Source organism: Capnocytophaga sp. oral taxon 903 (genome assembly GCF_013394785.1).
Classification (GTDB): Bacteria; Bacteroidota; Bacteroidia; order Flavobacteriales; family Flavobacteriaceae; genus Capnocytophaga; species Capnocytophaga ochracea.
The window spans coordinates 569109-586880 of sequence record NZ_JABXYW010000002.1; the positions used below are offsets into that span (position 1 = coordinate 569109).

At 40.2% G+C, this 17772-nt stretch carries 16 protein-coding genes and 1 tRNA gene; 10 read left to right on the plus strand and 7 right to left on the minus strand.

Going from position 1 to position 17772, the window contains the following annotated elements:
* Positions 1 to 354: 354 nt before the first annotated feature.
* Positions 355 to 2151: a chloride channel protein gene (locus HW279_RS02320; protein ID WP_178957813.1), complete on the minus strand. Its 1797-nt coding sequence runs from the start codon at positions 2149 to 2151 to the stop codon at positions 355 to 357.
* A 411-nt stretch (positions 2152 to 2562) separates the two neighbouring features.
* Here HW279_RS02320 and accD point away from each other — a divergent pair, with 411 nt between their 5' ends.
* The 10 genes from accD to cls all read left to right on the plus strand — a co-directional run bounded on the left by accD (position 2563) and on the right by cls (position 10351).
* On the plus strand, positions 2563 to 3420 hold the full coding sequence (gene accD / locus HW279_RS02325) for an acetyl-CoA carboxylase, carboxyltransferase subunit beta (protein ID WP_178957814.1): 858 nt from the start codon (positions 2563 to 2565) through the stop codon (positions 3418 to 3420).
* A 52-nt stretch (positions 3421 to 3472) separates the two neighbouring features.
* Positions 3473 to 3712 (plus strand): hypothetical protein, encoded by a 240-nt coding sequence (locus HW279_RS02330; RefSeq protein ID WP_009417173.1) that lies wholly within the window; start codon positions 3473 to 3475, stop codon positions 3710 to 3712.
* Positions 3690 to 3977 (plus strand): type II toxin-antitoxin system RelE/ParE family toxin, encoded by a 288-nt coding sequence (locus tag HW279_RS02335; RefSeq protein WP_009417180.1) that lies wholly within the window; start codon positions 3690 to 3692, stop codon positions 3975 to 3977. Before HW279_RS02330 ends, HW279_RS02335 begins: the two co-directional genes overlap by 23 nt.
* Before the next feature lie 98 nt (positions 3978 to 4075).
* Positions 4076 to 5104 carry a diphosphomevalonate/mevalonate 3,5-bisphosphate decarboxylase family protein gene (locus tag HW279_RS02340; RefSeq protein WP_178957815.1) on the plus strand — a complete coding sequence of 343 codons (1029 nt, stop codon included), beginning with the start codon at positions 4076 to 4078 and terminating at the stop codon, positions 5102 to 5104.
* A gap of 97 nt (positions 5105 to 5201) precedes the next feature.
* On the plus strand, positions 5202 to 6023 hold the full coding sequence (locus HW279_RS02345; protein ID WP_178957816.1) for an SDR family oxidoreductase: 822 nt from the start codon (positions 5202 to 5204) through the stop codon (positions 6021 to 6023).
* Positions 6024 to 6120: 97 nt separating this feature from the next.
* Positions 6121 to 6774, plus strand: coding sequence for a fructose-6-phosphate aldolase (gene fsa, locus HW279_RS02350; protein ID WP_178957817.1), 654 nt, complete (start codon positions 6121 to 6123; stop codon positions 6772 to 6774).
* Positions 6775 to 6805: 31 nt separating this feature from the next.
* Positions 6806 to 7636, plus strand: coding sequence for a 1,4-dihydroxy-2-naphthoyl-CoA synthase (locus HW279_RS02355; RefSeq protein ID WP_178957818.1), 831 nt, complete (start codon positions 6806 to 6808; stop codon positions 7634 to 7636).
* Between the two features lie 20 nt (positions 7637 to 7656).
* A complete protein-coding gene (locus HW279_RS02360) occupies positions 7657 to 8076 on the plus strand; it encodes a phosphoheptose isomerase (protein WP_178957819.1) in 420 nt (139 codons plus the stop codon).
* A gap of 53 nt (positions 8077 to 8129) precedes the next feature.
* Positions 8130 to 8903: a (Fe-S)-binding protein gene (locus HW279_RS02365; RefSeq protein WP_178957820.1), complete on the plus strand. Its 774-nt coding sequence runs from the start codon at positions 8130 to 8132 to the stop codon at positions 8901 to 8903.
* Positions 8900 to 10351, plus strand: a complete 1452-nt coding sequence (gene cls, locus HW279_RS02370; protein WP_178957821.1) for a cardiolipin synthase — start codon at positions 8900 to 8902, stop codon at positions 10349 to 10351. Before HW279_RS02365 ends, cls begins: the two co-directional genes overlap by 4 nt.
* A 33-nt stretch (positions 10352 to 10384) precedes the next feature.
* Here the strand turns inward: cls and HW279_RS02375 are convergent.
* The 6 genes from HW279_RS02375 to HW279_RS02400 form a co-directional block, all read right to left on the minus strand.
* Positions 10385 to 10455 (minus strand) — tRNA-Gln (locus HW279_RS02375).
* 271 nt (positions 10456 to 10726) lie between these two features.
* Entirely contained in the window at positions 10727 to 11248 is a 522-nt protein-coding gene (locus HW279_RS02380) for a coiled-coil domain-containing protein (RefSeq protein ID WP_053581110.1), read from the minus strand.
* Between the two features lie 57 nt (positions 11249 to 11305).
* Entirely contained in the window at positions 11306 to 12949 is a 1644-nt protein-coding gene (locus tag HW279_RS02385; RefSeq protein ID WP_178957822.1) for an Ig-like domain-containing protein, read from the minus strand.
* Positions 12950 to 13614: 665 nt separating this feature from the next.
* Positions 13615 to 14790 (minus strand): site-2 protease family protein, encoded by a 1176-nt coding sequence (locus HW279_RS02390; RefSeq protein WP_178957823.1) that lies wholly within the window; start codon positions 14788 to 14790, stop codon positions 13615 to 13617.
* Positions 14790 to 16619, minus strand: a complete 1830-nt coding sequence (locus HW279_RS02395) for a prenyltransferase/squalene oxidase repeat-containing protein (RefSeq protein ID WP_178957824.1) — start codon at positions 16617 to 16619, stop codon at positions 14790 to 14792. Before HW279_RS02395 ends, HW279_RS02390 begins: the two co-directional genes overlap by 1 nt.
* A 4-nt stretch (positions 16620 to 16623) precedes the next feature.
* On the minus strand, positions 16624 to 17769 hold the full coding sequence (locus HW279_RS02400; protein WP_178957825.1) for a carboxypeptidase-like regulatory domain-containing protein: 1146 nt from the start codon (positions 17767 to 17769) through the stop codon (positions 16624 to 16626).
* Between the last annotated feature and the right edge of the window lie 3 nt (positions 17770 to 17772).

A 17772-nucleotide genomic window follows, 5' to 3' on the forward strand; every position in this document is an offset into this window, starting at 1 on the left:
TGTAGAAATGTATAGATATGGCTATCGTCCAAGATTCGTCCAAGGTTTGTATAAGGTTCGTATAAGATACCTATAACAAGAACTTTTTTCTGTTTTGTTTCTCTATATTATAGTCTATCCGAATTTATGCGCCACACTTTGGCAAAGTTTTAAATTTTGCCAAAGTTGATTGTACTGATAACCAACTACTTTTTCGGTATTCGTAGGGGTGAAGCTTGTGATAGCAGTGTATGTGACGCTATTTGTCCCTCCAAAAAACAAGCCTTTTTATTTGCAATCTATTTTTGTTTGACTATAAAAACACTTGTATTAGCTTAATTCTATATCTTGATTTATCTTTTACCTTTTTAGCTCTTACTGCGTAAAATATATCAATTTCCTTCTATAAATGCTCAACAACTTCGATTTGGAAATAAACCCTACGTACTTACCGTCCTTCACTACGGGCAAGTTCCACGCACCAGTATGCTGAAACTTATCCATTACGGTGCTCATCTTGTCCTTGCCCATTTCTATAACAGCAGGTGGTTTTTGCATTAGTTCTACGGCAGGAATCTTGTCGTAATAGTTCGTTTCAAAAATCAAGTGCCGTATGTCGTCAAGCAGTATCACACCTTGTAGCGTACCTTTTTCGCGGTCGAGTACGGGGTAAATATTGCGGTTCGACTCGCGCACAGCATTGTACACCACCTCACGAAGTTTCATATCGGTATATACGGGGATGAAATTGTGTTCCACCACTTGGTCAAAATCCATTAGAGTGAGTATCGATTGGTCTTTGTTCTGCGAGATGAGTTCTCCTTTTCTGCCTAATTCCATCGTATAAACAGAATATTTATTAAAGTATTTCGCTACCAAAAACGATACCGCAGCAGTGAGCATCGCCGGTACTAAAAGCGAATAACCTCCCGTTACCTCGGCGATGAGAAAAACAGCCGTAAGGGGTGCGTGCAATACCCCCGTCATCAGGGCAGTCATTCCCACCAAAGTGAAGTTCGGTAACTCTGCTTTATAGCCCAAAATAGGAAACTCGTTGATGATGCGCGCCAAGCAGTTCCCCATCACTCCCCCCATAAACAGCATAGGCGAGAAGATACCTCCTACCCCTCCCGCACCAAAGGTGAGCGAGGTGGCAATAACCTTTGCAAAAGTGAGGGCAGCCAAAAGTAGGATAATCACCCACGCATTCGATAAGTCCCAACCAAAAATATTACTACTCAGTGATAGTTCGGGGTGACCTTCTTTCAGGTGATTGATAATCTCGTGTCCTTCACCGTAAAGCGGTGGCATTATGTAAATAAGCAACCCCAAAAGAGCTCCGCCTACTACTATTTTTAGCCAAGGCGAAGTAAGTTTCTTAAAAGTAGCATTCATTTTCTCATAAACATAGGTAAAGTAAGCCGACATCAATCCGCCTACCACGCCTAAAAGAATATAAAAAGGAATGCCTTGCAATGAAAAAGCTCGCGTGATGGTTATGGGTATCAACACTTCACTGCCAAAGAAGAAATACGAAGTGAATACCCCACAAAGGGAAGCGATAAACAGTGGTATGAGTGACGAGAGCGTCAAATCCAACCCAAAAACCTCAATAGCAAACAGTATCGCCGCAATAGGCACTTTAAAAATAGCTGCTAAAGCCGCCGCACAAGCACACGCCAAAAGCAACATCCGGTTCGATTGATTAATGTGAAAAAACCTGCAAATATTGGAACTAATACCTGCCCCCGTTACTACCATCGGACCTTCTAACCCCACCGAACCTCCAAAACCAACGGTAATAGGTGCTGTGAGGATACTGCCATACGCCTGAAAGCGCTTCATTATCCCTTTTTGGTGGGCTACCGCATAAAGAATCGAAGGGATTCCGTGGTTCACATCGTGCCGTATCACGTATTTTTTTACCAAATACACAATGGCAAAGCCTAACATTGGGAGGATAAAGTAAAAACTATAAGTAATAGTTTGAGCGAGCTTATCGTCTAGCAGCCACTGAATAAGATGTGTAAACGAGCGCATTGCCAAGGCAGCCAATCCCGTAGCAATGCCTATTATTCCACTGAGAATAAGGATAAAACGCCTATCCGAAATATGCTTTACACGCCATATCAAAAGGCGTTTGAGAAGATGTTGCTGGTGATGGGTCGTCATTATACTTTTCTTAAAAACGGTGCAAAAATACAAAACAAATCTCAATACACCAATTATTCTTCACCTTACCTTCTCCATAGGTTCAATCATTCTTCGTTCATTTTTCATCTGCCTATGCGGCTCGCACCGTCTTTTATTTCTCTTTCCTCCACTGATTCTTAATCTATTAGTCAGCGTAGACCCACTGTAGACCCACTGTAGACCCACTGTAGACCCACTGTAGAGCCACTCATCGTTCGCCTTATCTTCGCCTTTCCATCGCTACATACTTTGCCAAAGTTGAAAATCACTCAAAAAACCTATCTTATCTTCACCATTAATCATTAACCATTAACCACTAATCATTAATTCTCTTTTTTTGCTATTTCAAAAAAACTTTGTACTTTTGCACTTTACTAAAACAGAATAATTATGTCTTGGTTTAAAAGAACAGCAAAAGGAATACAAACCTCTACTGAGGAAAAGAAAGATATCCCCAAAGGATTATGGTTTAAATCACCCAGCGGTAACATCGTCGAACAGGACGAGTTAGCTTCCAACTTCTATGTAAGTCCCGACGATGGGTATCACGTGCGCATAGGTAGTAAAGAGTACTTCCAGATATTGTTTGATAACAACGAATTTCAAGAACTCGATGCCAATATGAGCTCTAAAGACCCCTTAGACTTTGTCGATACAAAACCCTATACCCAACGTTTGGAAGAAGCTACTCAAAAAACAAACTTAAAAGATGCCGTGCGCACTGCCGTAGGAAGCTCCAAAGGTAAGTCTATCGTGATAGGCTGTATGGATTTCGCTTTCATCGGTGGTTCTATGGGAAGTGTAGTAGGTGAGAAGATTTGTCGTGCGATTGATTATGCTATCAAACACCGATTGCCTTTCTTGATGATTTCTAAATCAGGAGGCGCACGTATGATGGAAGCCGCTCTTTCACTAATGCAAATGGCTAAAACGTCTATTAAACTCGCTCAGTTAGACGAAGCCAAACTACCTTACATCTCGCTTTGTACCGACCCTACAACGGGAGGTATTACTGCATCGTTTGCAATGCTGGGCGACATCAATATAGCCGAACCAGGCGCTCTTATTGGTTTTGCAGGACCTCGCGTAGTGAAAGACACAACAGGGCAAGACCTCCCCGAAGATTTCCAAACAGCAGAGTTCTTACTCGAACACGGCTTCTTGGATTTTATCGTAAACCGCAAAGAACTCAAAGACAAAGTGAATTTGTACATCGATTTGGTGATGAACCGCGCTGTGAGAGCTTAAAATATAGGCGACTTACACCTTTGGCAAAGTTGAATCCCTAAAACCTAACAATGTGAACACACTTATATTAAATAAAAATATCGACTTTGAGCAGTATCAACAAATAGTTGATTACTTTGCTACCATAGGAATTGAGGTAACCAATCCTTACGAATATCCTTCTCTAATAACAAATGAGGATAAACAAGCTATTGCCTTAGCCCGTGAAGACGTCGAAAAAGGCAATTGGATAGACGGAAAAGAATTATTCGATAACATCAGAAAAAGATATGCGAGTAAGGTGGTCGGGTAAAGCTAAGACAGAGCTAGAAAACACTTTAGATTTCTGGAGTGAGAACAATAAATCTGACTCTTATTCTGAAAAGATAGCAATTGAAACTGAAAAAGTTCAGAAAGAAATAGAAGAAGACCCTTATTTTTTAGCTAAATACATAGAGGAAGATAATGTTTATCAGCGAATTTTCTTTAAAGGAAGATTTTTACTCTACTATGAAATTAAGGGAGATAGTGTAATAATTCTCAGATTCAGAAGTACTAAACAAAAACCCTTGTTTTAGTTCTTAGTATTGTAATAAAAACTAAAATAATATGTGTCAGTAGTTTCCTGCTATTGCCTATACCCTAACGCCTATGGACTAAGTCCTATTGCCTAAATATGATTTCTTTCAAAGCACCGAGTAATATAGCCTTAGTAAAGTATTGGGGCAAGAAGGGAGAACAGCTCCCTGCAAACCCTTCTATCAGCTTTACACTCACGCATTGTTATACCGAAACTTCTATTGAATATGAACGTAGGAGTGAGTCTTCTATTGCCTCAGGCGAACCCTTTTCATTCGATTTTAGCTTTGAAGGACAACCCAAACCTTCTTTTCACCCTAAAATCCATACTTTCTTCGAGCGGATTGTAGCTTACTTGCCTTTCTTAAAGGACTATCATTTTAGCATTGCCTCACATAATTCTTTCCCTCATAGCAGTGGTATTGCGTCTTCTGCAAGTGCAATGGCTGCCCTCTCGGTATGCTTAATGCAGATTTCTAAAGAGTTAGGAGAAACTTATGCAGAAGAAACTTTTTGGCAAAAAGCCTCTTTCTTGGCGCGCTTGGGTTCGGGTAGTGCCTGCCGAAGTGTGCGAGGCAGTATAGTAGTATGGGGCGAACACCCTGCCATTATAGGGAGTTCCGATGAATATGGTATACCCTATCCCCTCCCCGTTCACGAAGTTTTTCAAAATTATCAAGATACTATTTTGCTCATCGATAGAGGTCAGAAGCAAGTCAGCAGTACCGTAGGTCATAACCTAATGCACGGTCACCCTTTTGCTGAGGCACGTTTTGCACAAGCCAATGAGAATATCAATAAACTTGTCAGAAGTTTTGCTTCCGGTGATGTAGAGCGTTTCATAGAAGTAGTGGAAAGTGAAGCTCTCACTCTGCACGCAATGATGCAAACCAGTATTCCATACTTTATTCTGATGCGCCCCAATACGTTAGAAGTGATTCAGCGCATATGGCAATACCGTAAAGAAACGAATATCCCGCTTTGTTTTACGCTCGATGCAGGGGCTAATGTACATCTGTTATACCCTAAAACTTCTACTACGGAAGTAAAATGGTTTATAGAAGAGGAATTAGCTCAATTTTGTGAAGGACGACAATATATTCACGACGAAGTAGCTACTTTTTAGCCCGATTTCTTCTCCGTTGGTTTTAGCCCTTTTTTGATAATTCACATATTTGCTAATTGGCAAATTATTCCTACCTTTGCACAAATTTCTTAAACGAATGAACAAAACTGTTCTCATCACTGGTGCTACATCAGGCATAGGCAAAGAAACCGCCTTGCTACTTGCCTCCAAAGGCTTTTTGGTCTATGGAACAGCGCGCAATGTAGAAGGCAAAAACTTGCCTTTTCGTCTCTTGCCAATGGACGTGCGAAACGAAACTTCTATCAAAGAAACGGTACAGCAAATCCTCACCGAAGTAGGTCGCATCGATATACTCATCAATAATGCAGGTGTAGGTATTACGGGTGCCGTAGAAGAACTCCCCACCGAGCAGTTGCACAACGTTTTCGCTACCAATCTCTATGGTGCTATAACTGTGATACAACAAGTCCTCCCAGCAATGCGCTCTCAGGGAAGCGGACGTATCATCAACATTGCCTCTATTGCAGGTTATATGGGCTTGCCTTTTCGTGGGGCTTATTCAGCCAGCAAAGGCGCTCTCCTCCTGATGAGTGAAGCTCTACGTATGGAAGTTAAGTCTTTTGGTATAGAAGTCTGTACCATTTCTCCAGGCGATTACGCTACCGATATTGCCTCTCGCCGTTACCACACCCCTGTAAACGAAGGTTCTCCTTATGCCGAAGTCTATGAAAAACAACTCCGTCTGATGAACGAGCACGTCGATAGTGGTGGCGACCCCAAAGAAATGGCAGACAAAATACTGAAAGTCATCAATACCAAACACCTAAAAGTGCATTATAAGCAAGGCAGTTTCTTACAGAAGTTCTCCATTGTCCTCAAACGACTTTTGCCGAGCAATTCCTACGAGAAAATGCTAATGAAACACTATCAATTAGGTGCAAATCGCACAGGCAATTAACCACTGCGTCACACACTTTGCCAAAGTTGAATAACATTAATTGTCAATTGTCAATTGTCAATTGTCAATTATCAATTATCAATTATAAAATAACATTATGAAATTTTTTATCGATACAGCGAATTTATCGCAAATTCAAGAAGCCCAAGATTTGGGCGTGTTAGACGGCGTAACCACTAATCCGTCGTTAATGGCAAAAGAAGGTATCACCGGCAAAGAGGCGATACTAAAACATTATACTGATATCTGCACTATCGTAGAAGGCGATGTTTCTGCCGAAGTAATCGCCACCGACTATGAAGGCATTGTGCGCGAAGGCGAAGAACTCGCCGCCCTTCACCCTCAAATCGTGGTAAAAGTACCGATGATAAAAGACGGTATCAAAGCCATTAAATATTTCACCGATAAGGGTATCCGTACCAACTGTACGCTGGTATTCTCAGCAGGTCAGGCGCTTTTGGCAGCCAAAGCAGGCGCTACTTATGTGTCGCCTTTCATCGGTAGACTCGACGATATCTCAACCGACGGTCTTTCGCTCATCGAGGACATACGTCTCATTTACGACAACTACAATTTCGAGACTCAAATCCTTGCTGCTTCTGTCCGTCACACAATGCACATCCTCGAATGTGCTAAAATAGGTGCCGATGTGATTACTGCACCTCTTTCGGCTATCACAGGGCTTCTCAAACACCCTCTTACCGACAGTGGCTTAGCGCAGTTTTTAGCTGATGCAAAGAAATTGGGATAATTTAGTTATCAGCACTAACATCTAATAACAAATGAACTGGACAACCGTAAAAGAATACGAAGATATTACATATAAAAAATGTGATGGTGTAGCGCGTATCGCTTTCAATCGCCCCGAAGTGCGCAACGCTTTTCGCCCTAAAACTACCGCCGAACTGCTCGACGCGTTCAAAGATGCCTATGAAGATATCAACATAGGCGCCGTTTTACTCTCTGCCGAAGGTCCCTCTCCCAAAGATGGCGTGTGGAGTTTTTGTAGTGGTGGCGACCAAAAAGCACGTGGTCATCAAGGGTATGTAGGCGACGATGGTTATCACCGTCTCAACATCCTCGAAGTGCAACGCCTCATCCGCTTTATGCCCAAAGTGGTGATTGCAGTAGTACCCGGTTGGGCAGTGGGGGGCGGACACTCATTGCACGTAGTGTGCGACCTTACCCTCGCCAGCAAAGAACACGCTATTTTCAAACAAACCGATGCCGATGTAACGAGTTTTGATGCGGGTTATGGGTCAGCTTATCTCGCCAAAATGGTCGGACAGAAGAAAGCCCGCGAAATCTTCTTCTTAGGGCGCAACTATTCTGCTCAAGAGGCTTTCGAGATGGGAATGGTAAACGCTGTAGTCCCTCACAGTGAGTTAGAAGCTACCGCTTTTGAGTGGGCGCAAGAGATAATGGCTAAATCGCCTACCTCTATCAAAATGCTGAAATTCGCTATGAACCTCACCGATGACGGTATGGTAGGGCAACAAGTATTCGCTGGTGAAGCCACCCGTTTAGCGTATATGACCGATGAAGCCAAAGAAGGACGTGATGCCTTCCTCGAAAAACGCAAACCTAACTTCGAAAAGAAATGGATTCCTTAAGAATTTGCTAATTCAATATTATGACTGAAAAATTTACCTTAAAAGAAGATGCTCAAGGCAATAAAAATCCTATATTGCCAGAGGGAGTGAAAAACTACCTCATCGATATTGATGGTACGGTAGGCGAGGATATCCCCAATGAAGAACCCGAGCGAATGGCTACTGCCGAGGTATTTCCCGATGCCTTAGCACAAGTAAACAAATGGTATGATGAAGGTCACGTGATTTACTTTTTCACCTCACGCACCGAAGCACACCGTAAAGTTACTGAGCAATGGCTCAAAAAGCACGGCTTTAAGTATCACGGCATCATCTTTGGCAAACCTCGAGGTGGCAACTATCATTGGATAGACAATCACATCGTAAAAGCTACCCGTTACAAGGGCAAATTCACCGATTTTGTCCTCAAAGAAGAAACCATAGAAGTGTTTAATGATTAGTGCGAGCTTGTAGCTCGCGCCAAATTGACAAATCGACAAATCGACAAATTACTATGATCCCAACAATGGCAGAACTCTCAGCCCGCGGAGAAATCCCCGAAGTACTCTTCTGGGTAGGCTGTGCTGGTAGTTTTGACGACCGCGTCAAGCGCATTATCAAAGCCTTTGCCCACCTCTTGCAAAAAGCAGGGGTGCGCTTTGCCGTACTCGGCACCGAAGAGAGCTGTACCGGCGACCCTGCCAAGCGTGCAGGTAACGAATTTCTCTTCCAAATGCAAGCAATGACGAATATCAAAGTGCTGAACAGCTACCATATTACTAAGATAGTAACCGCTTGTCCACATTGTTTCAATACTCTTAAAAACGAATATCCTGCCTTAGGCGGACACTATGAAGTCCTCCATCATACCGAATTGCTCAAAGCTTTGGTGCAGGAAGGTAGACTTACCATTGAGGACGGTGCTTTTAAAGGGAAACGCATCGTCTTTCACGACCCTTGTTATTTGGGCAGAGCCAACAAGGTGTACAATGCCCCGCGTGAACTCTTACAAAAACTCGATGCTGATTTGGTAGAGATGAAGAGTTGTAAGGCACGTGCTCTTTGTTGTGGAGCAGGAGGCGCTCAGATGTTCAAAGAAGCTGAAAAAGGCAATAAGGATATCAATGTATTGCGAACTGAACAAGCCCTTGAAGTGCACCCCAATATCATCGCTACCGCTTGTCCGTTTTGTAACACTATGATGACCGATGGTATAAAGACAAAAAACAAAGAAACACAAGTAAAAGTATACGACATCGCAGAATTACTTGACAATAGTGAAAAATGAAGTTCCTTCTGCTCTATGAAATCCTTTACGTCCTACTGATAATCGCTATTTGTTTGCGCATCGTGTGGGACACCCGTTCGGTGAGTAAAGCCTTAGCGTACTTGCTCTTGGTTATCTTTGTGCCTATATTGGGGGCTATCTTTTACTTCTCATTTGGTATCAACTATCGCAAGCATAAAATATACCACAAAAAGCTCACTATTGACCAATCCTTTCGTCAGCGATTAGAACATATCTATCCGCAGATACGTGCCCATCTAAACTCGCTTGATACTGCCTTCATCACTCCCTATGAAAAGAGTTTGCGCTTCCTCTCTAACATAGAAGAACGCCTCTCTATTATCCCTAACGAAGAGGTGAAGGTGATATGCAACGGCGAAAACCTCTTCCCTGAACTACTCGACGCTCTACGCGCAGCAAAGCATCATATTCATATAGAGTATTACATCTACGAGAATGACCACATAGGCAATGCTATTAAAAATATCCTTATTGAGAAAGTGCGGGCAGGGGTAGAAGTGCGTTTTATTTATGATGATTTCGGAAGTCAAGGCATTCGCAAGAATATAGTAAAAGAACTCTTAGCTAATGGCGTGCCTGCTTTCCCTTTTTACAAAATCAACTTTGTAAAGCTCGCTAACCGTATGAACTACCGCAACCACCGCAAGATAGTGGTAGTGGACGGCTATACTGCTTTCGTGGGAGGCATCAACATCAGTGATAAGTACAACAACGATGAACCCAACGCTCTCTATTGGCGGGATACTCACCTAAAAGTACGAGGTTACTCAGCTCACGTATTGCAAGCGGTATTCTTACAAGATTGGAATTTTTGCAGTGAAGAAAACGTAGCTATCGATGCACCTTACTTCCCCATAGTCACACAACCCTACCCTACCGATTATTTTACACAAATCGTCTCTAGCGGTGCAGATTCTGACCTATCTAACATTCTCTACGCTACCGTACAACTCATCTACGCTGCCAAGCGTGAAATCCTGATTACCACTCCTTATTTTATTCCCGACACTTCGCTACAAGAAGCCCTCATCATTGCGGCACTTAGCGGGGTAGAGGTAAAATTACTTGTGCCAAAAGAAGGCGATTCGGTGTTTGTGCATACTGCCAGCGAATCGTTTTTTGAAGAACTACTAAAAGCAGGGGTAGAAATCTACCGATACGAAAAAGGCTTTGTACACGCCAAGACCTTTGTGATAGACGGCGAAGTAGCGTCAGTAGGGACAGCTAACCTCGATGCACGCAGTTTCGACCTTAACTTTGAAGTGAATGCCTTAGTGTACAACAAAGAAGTTGCAAGTGATTTGCGCAGGATTTTCTATAAGGATTTGGAAGACGCAAGTTTGTTAAGGTTAGAAACGTGGGAAAAGCGAAGTAAGTTCAAACAGCTTATAGAACGTATCGTGCGGTTGTTTTCACCCTTCTTGTAAAACAAAAAAGGCTTCCTTATAGGAAGCCTTTTGTTGGTCTACTAGGACTCGAACCTAGAATAACAGAACCAAAATCTGCTGTGTTACCATTACACCATAGACCAATCACATTTCATTTTTGCGGTGCAAAGGTACTGCTATTTTTCTAATCTGCAAATTTTTTAATAGTTTTTTTACGAAAAATCTATTAGAAACAAATAAAACACTTTATAATTAAGCAGTTAATTAGAGTTCTTTCCTAATAGTATTCTATTTTTTAACGAGTAAAAGCACTAATTCCTTCCCGTTCTTCTTTCGTATTCCTTCATCTGAACTACACTCACTAAAAAGCCTCATTGCACAGCAATGAGGCTTTTTTTATAATATTTATCATTATTACCTATTAAAATAAAGTGTTAATATCAGAATTACTAATGAAGTAAAGAATCCTATAAGCCATTGTATAAAGATACGATTCATCTTAGCAAAACCGTCTTTCATTTCATTTTGTAAATCTGCTCTTAATGCTACAATCTCAGTACGCAATTCAGCGATATCTTGTTTGTATTCAGAGCGTAACTCTGCAATATCTTGCTTGAGTTCTGAGCGTAGCTCTGCAATATCTTGCTTGAGTTCTGAGCGTAGCTCTGCAATATCTTGCTTGAGTTCTGAGCGCAACTCTGTTATCTCAGTATGTAACTCTGCAACATCTTGCTTGAGCTCTGAACGCAATTCGGCTATATCCATTCTTATTTCTGCTATTTCTTTATGAAATTCTGTTTTAGTTACTAAGTTATCAATATTTGCCTTTACACGTTCATCAGTAAATTTAGAAAGATAACTGGCTAACGCTGCAGCTCCTTCCTTACCTATTTTTTCACTTACAGTATCGTATAATTGTATGAGTTCAGTTGTCATAATTCTGTGTGTATTATTTTTGGGCAAAGATAATAATTTTTATCTACATAGCAAATGCTAATTATCAATTCGCCACGTTTCTTCTACTTCCCAATTGGCACGGAGCTCTATGAGTTGCGGAAAATACCAGACTCGCTCGGGCTGGCGTTGTTCAAGGAAACTACCTGTGTCCCATTCTCGGTTAGCATTCTTGTCCTCTATTAGCCGTAGGCGGAACTTACTGGGGTTTACGTTCTCGAACAGGTATTGCTCTTGTGGTTTTTCAACATAAAGCTCTCTCACTACCTCGGTAGCTTTTTCGTTGGTGAGTTGCAAAATAACAGGGTATTGCAGGGTCTTCTCATCGGTGTTGAGGTGCAACTTAAAGATGGCTACTTCTTCGAGTTTTTTGGTATGTAGGTTCACTTTTAGGGTATCGTTCGTATGTCCAAAAAAGTCGGTGAGCGCATTAGGGAGTGCTTCTATGCGGTAGGTCTCGTCGTTCTTTTTATCGAATAGCACATAGTATTCTAAGCGATTAGGGGCTAATTGCGTTTTAAACGGAACAGCTACTGCCGTAGAATCTTTGCCTGCAAACACTTTTAGCTTAGTGCTATCGGTCTTTACTATGGGGATATTACTCCTAAAACCAAAGTCTTTGTACATCGGCAAATCACCTGAAAAAAGGTTCTCTATCTGCAAACTGTCGTTTTTCATTTCCTTTATACGGACTTTAAACGTATCAATTTTTTTCTGTTTTGCTACTGTAAATACCAAAGAATCCTTCTGTTTAGGGCTATACCACAAGTTAAGCGTATCTTTCTTGGGGTCTTTGGAGACGATATACTTAAAATCTTTACTCACCGGTGATATGGGCTTGATGTTCACACTATCGGTTTTACCTTCGAAGCCAAACTGTATATGGTTGCCCGCCACTTGTGTAGGGCGATGTGCTTTATAAGGGGGCACTTCTTTGAACAAGCGCAATTTGGGGTAGAACCCCTGTGGATTCCCCTTCAAATCGGCGACGGTGATAGGTTCTTCCATAAAGGCAATTTTGTCGTCTTTGGGATTGAACAGATAGTTGGCACTCTTCTCTTTCAGCGCAATGAGCTTGTATTTGCCTTCTTTAAGGTATTCGAGCACAAAGCTATCGAGACTATCGAGCGTATTGGTGACATAAGTAGGTTGCGTTTTGTACACGAGCGAATCGTTATACTGCTCGTTATAGGGGTAGAGCATCACCGTTACAAAGTTATCGGGTTTAGGGGCAATGGCATCGGCAATATCACCTTCATACCAAAGCGAGTCGAGCGCATCGCCAGTGGAAAACACGTATTTAAAATCAGGCAAAGGATTGCCTTCGTTGTAATCCTGAATACTATTACCGAAGTTCAACACGTAGGTAGTATTGGGTTTTAGGGTATCGATAATGTTTATTTCCAACCATTTCGAAGCTGAAGTAGGCGAAATAGTAGGGAAGGTTTTCATCGGGGGGGAGATGATAAGCTGTTTGCGCACGTCTTTGGTAACCACAAACTCATCGAACTGCAAACGTATTTTCTTGCCGTGGAACTTCATTGCTCCCGACCTTGGCACCGACTGCAAAAGGATAGGTGCAGTAGTATCTTTGGGACCTCCTGTGGGCGAACCACGACGGGCGCACTGCCACAGCAGTAAGGCGATGAATATAGTGAGCAGTATGGGGAATCTATGTTTCATATAATGAGTTACAAGGTAATTTTTTGCAAAAGTAGTAAATAATTAGTGAATTGGCAAATTCAGCAAATAGTGCATTGACAAATCTATCCATTAATAAAAATGTTAATACTTGTTAAATGCTTGCGTTTTTTTCAGATTTAAGAGCTGAGTATCTTAAATATTTTTAAAAACTATAAATATATAATAGTCAATATATTGCCTTTATTTTTATATTTTACTTTTTAGCTACTTTAACCGAAGGTAAGACGAACCTAAGGCGAATCTAAACCGAAGCTAAGGCGAAGGAAAGGCGTTAGAAAACTGAATATCAGATGGGTAAAAAAGACTGATTTTTTTTGAACAAAATGCAGGTAAAAGTGGTTTTTTAACAAAAAAAACGCAAAGTATTTCATCTGCAAATTGTCTATTCTGTTAATTAGAAATTATTCTTACCTTGTTCCTCACAAGCTTTTCATTATTCAAATATTCAGTTTTACCTTTTAACTATGACGCTTTTGCCTTTAGAAAAACACTTTATTAAATATGTTTTTGATAAAACTGAACAAATAGCCAATCTCTGCTTATTAACAAGAAAAACCTCAAAAAGAAAGTGAGACTTGTAAGTAAAATTAGGGAGAAAATTATTTGTCGTTAGAAGAGTTCCACTAAAACCTGATAGTTAAACCCTAACCTCTTTTCTTCAACATTCCTTTTAAAAAACTGAACAACAAATAGAAGAATAACATTGGTACAATCAGTTCGCCGAGTGACACTAAACTAATAGTAGCGTTTTTGTCCCATAAACTTTTGAGGAAATGATATAAGTTCTGTGGAAAGTTTAATATAGAATGTGGGTTTTTAAAGAGTACGTAATACACAAACAGTACAATAAAACTATAGCTTACTAAACCGTAGACTAATAAAAGAAAATCTATTTTCGTCCATCGTACTTTTTCTCCTTTAAGTATTTTGTAGATATCGCCTATCTTTCGCAAAGAGTGTTGCAAGAGGTTAGGTTTGTTAGTAATATCTGAGAGTATCCAATAGCCATCACTCCTAAGAAATGGATTGAGGTTAAAAAAAGTATGTAAGCAAACGATAATAGCAATGAGAGTTAGACTCATTTGTCCTGATAGAACACCTATAACCGACAAGATAGTGCAAAAGATGATTTCAAAATACATTCCTGCACAATTCACTACCACCCGTTGCCATTTCTTGAGTCGCCATACATCAGTAACATCGGCAAAATAGACAGGAGTAAACAGGTAGAAACCACCACCTATACCTCCGTGTTCTGCACCAAAATGACTGGCTGCGGTAGCGTGCCCCAATTCGTGAAAAGTAACACTTATAGCCATTACCACCAAAAAGAAAACGACACTTTCCTGCACTTTAAAACTTTTATACCCCTCTAATAACCAATAAAGTTCTGTTCCTATCATCACTGCGCATAATATCAAAAGAGGAAAAGCTATTTTCTTACGAAAAAGAAAATGTAGTGAAGGGGTGATTTTAGCAATAAAACGCTTGCTAAAAATAATAAAACTCAGCTTGAGATAGGAAGGCTTTTGATAAGGTTTTATTTGTTCTTCTTCGCCTACTAAGAGTCCATACTTTGAGAGTTTGTCGTAAAGAAGAAAGTGCAGAGCGTTTACCGTAAGTTTCTTTTGAGATTGCTGGTTATGTAGTTCACATATCTCTTGAAGAGGGCGCTCATTGTCTATGAGTGAAAGGAGGTCATAAGTATCTTTATTGATTTTCAAATAATGCTTATGCAGGGTATTACAGAGAATAAACTCTTTATCATTGAGTTTATTGAAAGTAATAGAGGGATTAATATGTGGAATTTTGTTTTGCATTAGAAGCAAAGGGCTTTAAGGGCGTAAGCAGTAGTGAGCGTCTCGCTTTTATAAGGTTCGTACGCTTTAGGTTTGATAAAGTTCATAGCTTCCCACCCTCCTGAGGTATTTTGAGTAGCAAGCAATTGTTTTTGTAGGATTATAGCAGTTTCATCAGTGTTGAGCCCCACTGTTTTTAAAGTGAGTAAAGCCAATACCATAGAAAGGGGTTCAGTAGGTATATAGTTTTTGATATAATTGACAGCACGCTGTATCTGGTTTGTATATTGCTCACCAAAGCATTGCAACAAGCGCACACAAACGTAGGTACCGTAATAATTGCCGTAATACCAACGACTCTCCCAATAACCTTCTTCTTTTTGTTGAGAGAATAAATAACTAATTCCTTTTTGGATAACAGACAAATAGGTTTTTGGGTCATAAAGATAGAGCGCATACAAGAAGTTAGCTATTACCTCCACATCGGGACCTGTCCCCCATTTGCTTTCGTTGAAATACTGTTGCTTTTGCTGTAGAGGTGTTAGGTTGTGCTTGGGGAGTATCCACGTTTCAATGCCTCCATTTACACAACTTCTACTATTAATAGCCGTATCAATGGCTTTTTGACAGTGTTTAGCAATCTCATCTTTTTTGCCAATATGAATAAAGAACTGCATTATTTGCGCTAAATCGTCAATATCAGGAGCTATTTCTTGTACGGTGGGGAAGTATTGCCAAGCGCCTACTTCAGGATTGATACGCTCCATAAAGTAATGGTATTCCTCCTCAAAGAAAGATGTAATGGGCAACTGGTATCTTTGAGCAATAGTGTAAAAGCAATCGTCTAATAGTGCACGTTGGAAAGTATCGGAGGTATGTACCTGACAAGTGTTCTCAAAGCCTTCGGCATTACCTAAGTACATAGTATGTTTCAGCTCAGCGTAATACTGACGAAAATCTCGTGCTATAAAAGCTAATCCTCTGTGGATAGCCTGCTCTTTTACAGAAGAAAAATCAAAGAAAGGCGCGATGTTTTGTTCCTTTTTAAGAGCAAGAGTAGTTTTTAGCACAGCCAAATAACCTTCGGTAGTTTCCAAATAGCCTTTGATAGTGGTGATCATCTGCTCAATAGTTTGCAACCACCCGTTGGGAATATTCAGCTCAGTTACTAAAGCTTTTGCCTTTTCAAACTGCGCAATAGCTTCTTTTAGCAAGTCTTGCCCCACGCCTTTTACAAACAAATATTTATGAAGGGTATTAGGCTCGTGTTGTGCTTCTGCAAAATCTACTTTTTGTTGTAACTGATAGACTGCCCAATTGAACTGCCCACGGCGTACATCACGTGCAAAATCCTTTACATCGTCATAGAGCTGAAACCCTACTGAAAAATAGCGATGTGACAATAATAATTTTTCGTACACAGCCTTGTTTCGAGAGTTGCTTTGTACCCAAAGGCTATCTATAGCTATTTTGCCAAAAGCCGACTTATTATCTGCTAAGTTACTATATTGTTCAAACGATACCATAGGGGTAGTAAGCAGGCGTTTTTCGGTTTGTATAGCCTTAAAGTACTCCGCTTTACGCTGTTGCCAGAGTCCCCAAAAGGGCGATTCATAACCGTAAATACTCGTGAGAATTTTAATTGTTTCCTCTTGCAAGGCAAGCATCTCTACCAATGCTTTTGTATCGCCCTCATCTACTAAGGCGTCTAAACAAAGCACCGCATTATAGTAGGCATAGCCCGCTTTACAGAGCAAATGTAAGGTTTCAGCACTTACAGTAGGAAAATAAGTGTGAAACAAAGCGGGGTAATGCTTGTAAAATTCTGGAGATTTCTCAGTGGTAGGCATAAGGCTATTGGTTTATAAAATCTTGTTCTTCTTTGGTAAGTAAAAACTTGGCTTCACCTTGTTTATGAGGGGTAATATATTCAAAGAAAGGCTTTTCTACATCTATTCTGTCATTCTTTTTTATTTGTCCTTTTGTTACACCCGTACGCAAAAAAGATTGCTCTATATAACCTTTCTCTTTTCTACCCTCATACTCAAATGTGACATTTGATTTTACAAAGAATGAACTAAACAAAAGTTTATTTTTATAAGGAGTGAATGTAAGTTCCCAAGAAGCCTTTTCAGTAGTTGATTTATAAGGAAGCTTTTTTCTTTTAGAGATTCCTTCACTTGTTGAAGGTTTTTGAGCAAATATAATACGTTTAATAGCATTAGTATTATTATCAAAATAGACAACAGAGTTGATAAGTGTGAGAATAGATTTCTTATTGAGAACAATATCAGCATCAAAAGTAACAATGGTATACTCTTTATCTTTTTCTACCTTCTTAATTTCGATATTTTCGGCGTGATGGTATAAAAATGTTAAATAGGGGTTCAGGTGAAGATTTTGCAAAATAAAAGCAGGCTCTAAAAAAGCGGAATTACTTCCCTCGTCTAAGTTTGAAATTTTTGAGTAGTCAGTATTTTTAAGGTGTATTTGTAGATTTTCATTAAGTGTTTTTTTAAATTGAAACACATAATTCTTGCTCCACCAGTCCAATTGAACTTGATAAAGACGTGTTAAGGTATCGTTTCTTATAAATTTCTCTCTATAAGTACACTCTAATATCTTAGCCTTAGTATCATACAGTTTGAAGTAATTATCCATTACATACTTTATTTTTTTCTTTAAATCAAAATTATACAGTACTACTTCGTCAAGCTGTATTTCTTGCGGGCTAAGGTAAACTGTTGCTTCTGCAAAGGTCTTATCTGTAAAAATCTTCTTAGTCTCATAACCTATATGGCTTAAGGTAAGCGTATCATTTTCTACAGTAATGCGTAACTTACCTTCATCATTGGTAATAGTACCGTTAAGTGTGTTGTCGTAATATACCTCAACATTGGAGATAGGCTGTTTTGTAGAGGCATCGAGTAAGGTAAGCTCAGCTACTTGGGCTCGCAAGATAGATGCAAAGAATAATAGAACATAGAATAATTGTTTCATTCC